The organism is Aminivibrio sp., from assembly GCF_016756745.1.
Taxonomy (GTDB): Bacteria; Synergistota; Synergistia; order Synergistales; family Aminobacteriaceae; genus Aminivibrio.
Genome location: NZ_JAESIH010000044.1, coordinates 114,406 through 119,124, shown reverse-complemented (window position 1 = coordinate 119,124; position 4,719 = coordinate 114,406). Strand labels below are relative to the sequence as shown.

The following is a 4,719-nucleotide window of genomic DNA, read 5'->3' as shown; positions in this document are numbered from 1 at the left end:
GCAAGAGCGAGGAAGAGGAGCGCAGCGACAAAGAATCTCGCTTCGGTCTTTAAGACCTTTAAATCAGATCCTTCACTTCGTTCAGGATGACAAAAAGAGCAGTTCCTTCCCCTTCGGGGATGCTGCGCGTTCTTTCGCGCAGGTTGGCAAACTGAATGGCGCAGGAAGCACGTTGCCTGTATAATGTGAAAGATTTTGGGGACAGTTCGCCCTTGGCGAAACCCCTTGATTTTACTTCAATTTGCTGTAGATTGTGGGAGGTCGGGTGTTATGGCGCAGATTGTGGATACCTCGGATTTCTATACGGGGATGAAGATCCGCTGGCAGGAAGGCATTTGGGAAATTCTCGATTTTCAGCACCACAAGATGGGGCGCGGCGGGGCCACCGTCCGGACAAAGATGAAGAATCTCGACTCTGGCTCCATCATCGAGAATTCCTTCCGGTCCGGCGAACGGTTCGAACGGATCATTTTCGACGAGAAACCTGCCCAGTTCAGCTACATGAGCGGCGACAACTACATCTTCATGGATCTTTCTACCTATGACGAGCTCCCCATCACCAGGGAAGTCCTGGGAACCGTGGCGGACTACCTGGTGGAGAACATGGAGGTCCAGATCGAGTTCTTCGAGGGGAAGATCATGGGGATCGAGATTCCCAAGAGCGTGGAGATGAAGGTTATCGACACGCCTCCGGGCTTCAAGGGCGACACAGTTTCGAGCAGCGGCAAACCTGCAAAACTCGAAACGGGCATCACCATCACGGTTCCCCTGTTCATCAACGTGGGTGATACAATTATCGTAGACACCCGCAGCGGTCAGTACTTGGAGCGGGCAAAAAAATAAGACAGGCAAAGGGAGGTAATGTGAAGATGAGCGCACGGGAGAAAATAGCCTATCTCAAGGGGCTGCTTGACGGTTTGGGGCCCGTGAAGGATGAAGGGCAGAACAAGATTTTCGCCGGCTTGGTGGATGCTCTCGACGCGCTTTCCCAGGAAGTCGCCGACCAGGGCGTTTTAATCGAGGAGCAGAGAGAGCTCTACGAGGATCTGGCGGATGACTGCGCCCTTCTTGACGAGGATCTCGACTCGCTGGAAAGGGCCTTCGCGGAGTGCAGCGGAGAGGTCTACGGCGACGAAGAGGACGACGAAGACGATGATGAGGTCGAAGACGAGGATGCCTTCGACGAAAGCTGTCTTTCGGAGACGTGCTCGTCCTGCGGATATGTTTTCTATTACCAGCCCGAGGAGTACGAAGAGGACGAAGCCCTTCAGTGCCCAGGCTGCGGAAAGGAATTCCCGCGGCAGAACCGGTAAATTACCACGCAATTCAGGAAGGGAGGTATCGCAATGAGTGAGATGTACAAATCGCAAGAACCGGAAATGGACGAAATTGAACAGCCGGAAGGCGGACTGAGCGAGATGTCTGGACAGGGAGGTGCCGACGAGATTTCTTCTGTAAACGGCAGCATCCATATCAGCGAGGAAGTGATTATGGATCTGGCCAAGAAAACCCTCACTACGATTCCCGGCGTGCAGCCGGCGAGCCCCGGAATAGCCTCCAAGCTCGGCATCGGCAGAAAGGCCAGCGACGGCATCCGCGTTTCCGTGGAAGACAAGTTCCCCCCCGTGGTGACCGTCGACGTCTTTTTGATGGTGAAGTATGGTCTTCGCATTCCTGATACCGCTTGGGACGTGCAGGAAGCCATAAAGAAGACCCTTGAGCAGTTTACAGGTTATGATGTCAAGGCTGTGAACATTAACGTCCAGGGCATTTACTTCCAGGATAAGCCCGTTCCGTCCACAGAGTCGGTGCCCGAGGAAGAGAAGCCTGCGGCGTACGAGGCTTCCTCGCCTGTGTCGGAACCTTTTGTCGATGCTGAGGACGAAGAGGAAGCCGAAGCGTCCGTGAAGCCGGAGAAACCGATTCCGCCCGAGGTGGAACAACTTTAGCGAAGGACCTTGAGAGGGCCGGGCCTCCTCATTATATGACCGGCCCTTCTCCTTATAGGGGTGGTGGTGGATATGTACTTGTTCTGGAAGCGGAATACTCTCGGCGACGTGTCGGTCTCTGCGGTTGGAATACGGCGGTTCGTCAGGCGGTACCTGACGAAGCCCCTTGACTGTGACCTCATTTCTTTTCCCGAAGGTGAGGAGTGCATTCTTATTGTGCTTTCCTACCCCAAAGGGCAGACCCCTCCCGGCATGGAAACGGCCGAGGGGAGGATATGCAGGGAACTGGAGAAGCTCGGCTTCTCGGTGAGAATCTCTTGGGTGGAGGTGGAGAAGGCTCCCTTCGATCCCCTGGGTGAACTGTCCTCCCTCGCCAGGAAGCCTCTGGCATGGGCTTTGTTGGGCGCGGTCATCGCCGCGCTGTTCATTGTAGGTTTTCGGCCCTTCTTCTGGATCCTTTTCTGGGGGGCGGCTTTTTATTTTGGTACCGTTTTTCTTTTGTCCGAGAAAGGCAAACGGATCGCGGAGAAACTGAAGGGCATTGCTGGGAGGTAATGGATTGATTCGCACGTTTTTGCCGCAGAAGCGTCATCGTTCCCGGGAGATGGCGCTTCAGTTATTGTATTCGCTGGATCTGCGCAGGGGCCAGACCCCGGAACAGGCGCTGGAGCTTTTTCCCGCTGAGGATGACCCGGAGATCCAGGAATATGCCAGAATTTTGACATGCGGCGCGTGGGAACGGCGGAGGGAGATCGACGATCTTATCCGGGAACACGTTACGGGGTGGCGTCCCGAGCGGATGCTGGCGGTGGACAGGGCCGCCCTCAGGATGGCCATTTTCGAGTCGGTCATTTCGAAGATGATCCCCGTGCCCGTGGCGATCTCCGAGGCCGTGGAGCTCGCCAAGACCTTCGGGGCAGAGGAGTCCGGAAAATTCGTCAACGGTGTTCTGGGCCGGATTGTCCGGGCCCTTTTCCCCCAAGGTACGGACGGAGGAACGCAAGCGAAGGACCAGGAGACGCCCCATGGCGGAACGGATAATCCACCAGCTGACGGTTGACGAACTGACGTTCCGCATCTCGTCCCTTCTGCTTCAGGACCCGGTGTTGCAGTCGGTGGTTGTGAAGGGTGAGCTGGCGGAACTGAAGAAGCATACAAGCGGGCACGTCTACTTTACGCTCCTGGGAAGGGAGAGCCGCGTTTCCTGCGCTCTCTTCCGGAATTATCTTCCCTATGTTCCCCAATGGCCCCGGAACGGCGATGAAGTTCTCGCCGAAGGGGCCGTTTCGTTGTATCCCCCCCGGGGGGCTTATCAGCTCATCGTCCGCCGCCTGGTGCCGCTCGGGCAGGGCGCGGCGGAGCGGGCCAGACTCGAGCTGGAGCAGCGGCTTGAAGCTGAAGGGCTCTTCGATGTCCGGCTGAAGCGACCCTTGCCGGCCTTTCCGGAAAAGGTCGTCGTGGTGACTTCCCTCACCGGGGCTGCCCTCCGGGACGTGCTTGCTGTGGCTGGAAAGCGGATGCCTCCCTGCGCCCTGGTAGTGGTTCCGGCCCAGGTGCAGGGGTACGAGGCCCCCGGTGAGATCTGCTCGGCGCTCTCGAACGCCGGCAGGGTTGAAGGTGCCGAGTGCGTCCTCCTGGTTCGGGGCGGAGGCAGCAGGGACGACCTCACTCCCTTCGACGACGAACGGGTGGTCCGGGCGGTCAGGAACTGTTCCCTTCCGGTCGTTACCGGTGTGGGGCACGAAATCGACGAGACCCTGAGCGACAAGGCGGCGGATGTCCGGGCGGCGACACCGTCGGCAGCAGCGGAACGGGTCTTCCCCGATTCGGCGGATATCCTGGCCTCCCTCGACCAGAAGCGCCGCCTTCTCTGTTCGGCCGTGGACAGGGAATTCCGGTCTTTTGAAAAGGACTTGGGCTCTTTTCTGGATAGGGGAAGGACCGTGGCGGAACGGGAGATTGCCCTCCGGGTTTCCGGCGCGGAGTTGTTCGCCTCCAGGCTCGGGGCTGCGGGAGAGAGGGCCGTGGCCGCCGCAGGGGAGCGCATCGCCGCCCTCGGCGCATCGCTGAACAGCCTTTCGCCCCTGAAGGTTTTCGACCGGGGGTACAACCTCTGCGAGAAGGACGGGGTGCCCGTAACCTCCGCCGGGGCACTTTCGGAAGGCGACGGTGTCACCCTGCGGTTCGCCGACGGCGACGCCGGGGCTGTCGTTTCCGGGGTCTGTTTGCGCAGGCAGGGATAGTGCGACAGTGTGCCGGTTTGGGCCGCTCCATCCAGAGCGCAGCGAGGGGAGGATCTCGGGGTTGATTCTTCGTCCCTCAAGACCGAGATTCTTCGGGCTTCGCCCTCAGAATGACAACAAGGTCGAGATCCTTCGGCCAAGAAAGCCGGCCTCAGGATGACACCCCCTCTGTCGTCCTGAGCGAAGCGATCGCGAAGCATCCAGAGCCCAGCGAAATGAGAAGAATCTGGTTCTTGTCATCCTGAGGAGCCCAGCGACGATCGCGAAGCATCCCGAGCACAGCGAGGGGAGGATCTCGCTCTTGGTCTTTCGTCCCTTAGGGGCAAGGGCGAGATCCTTCGGCCAAAAAGCCGGCCTCAGGATGACACCCCCTCTGTCGTCCTGAGCAACGCGATCGCGGAGCATCCCGAGGGCAGCGAGGGGAGGATCTCGGGGTTGATTCTTCGTCCCTCAAGACCGAGATTCTTCGGGCTTCGCCCTCAGAATGACAACAAGGGCGAGATCCTTCGGCCAAGAAAGCCGGCCTC

At 58.7% G+C, this 4,719-nt stretch carries 6 protein-coding genes; all 6 read left to right on the top strand.

Annotated features, from left to right (window positions below; translation table 11 throughout):
- The first annotated feature begins 270 nt into the window (after nt 1-270).
- The 6 genes from efp (at nt 271) to xseA (ending at nt 4,192) form a co-directional block, all read left to right on the top strand.
- Nucleotides 271-843 carry an elongation factor P gene (efp, locus tag JMJ95_RS06520; protein ID WP_290683794.1) on the top strand — a complete coding sequence of 191 codons (573 nt, stop codon included), beginning with the start codon at nt 271-273 and terminating at the stop codon, nt 841-843.
- 26 nt (nt 844-869) lie between these two features.
- A complete protein-coding gene (locus JMJ95_RS06515; RefSeq protein ID WP_290683792.1) occupies nt 870-1,313 on the top strand; it encodes a CD1247 N-terminal domain-containing protein in 444 nt (147 codons plus the stop codon).
- Between the two features lie 66 nt (nt 1,314-1,379).
- Nucleotides 1,380-1,949, top strand: coding sequence for an Asp23/Gls24 family envelope stress response protein (locus JMJ95_RS06510; protein ID WP_290683790.1), 570 nt, complete (start codon nt 1,380-1,382; stop codon nt 1,947-1,949).
- A gap of 72 nt (nt 1,950-2,021) precedes the next feature.
- Entirely contained in the window at nt 2,022-2,504 is a 483-nt protein-coding gene (locus JMJ95_RS06505) for a hypothetical protein (RefSeq protein ID WP_290683788.1), read from the top strand.
- Nucleotides 2,505-2,508: 4 nt separating this feature from the next.
- On the top strand, nt 2,509-3,009 hold the full coding sequence (gene nusB / locus JMJ95_RS06500; RefSeq protein WP_290683786.1) for a transcription antitermination factor NusB: 501 nt from the start codon (nt 2,509-2,511) through the stop codon (nt 3,007-3,009).
- Entirely contained in the window at nt 2,975-4,192 is a 1,218-nt protein-coding gene (gene xseA / locus JMJ95_RS06495; RefSeq protein WP_290683784.1) for an exodeoxyribonuclease VII large subunit, read from the top strand. The genes nusB and xseA overlap by 35 nt, the downstream gene beginning before the upstream one ends.
- Nucleotides 4,193-4,719: the final 527 nt, after the last annotated feature.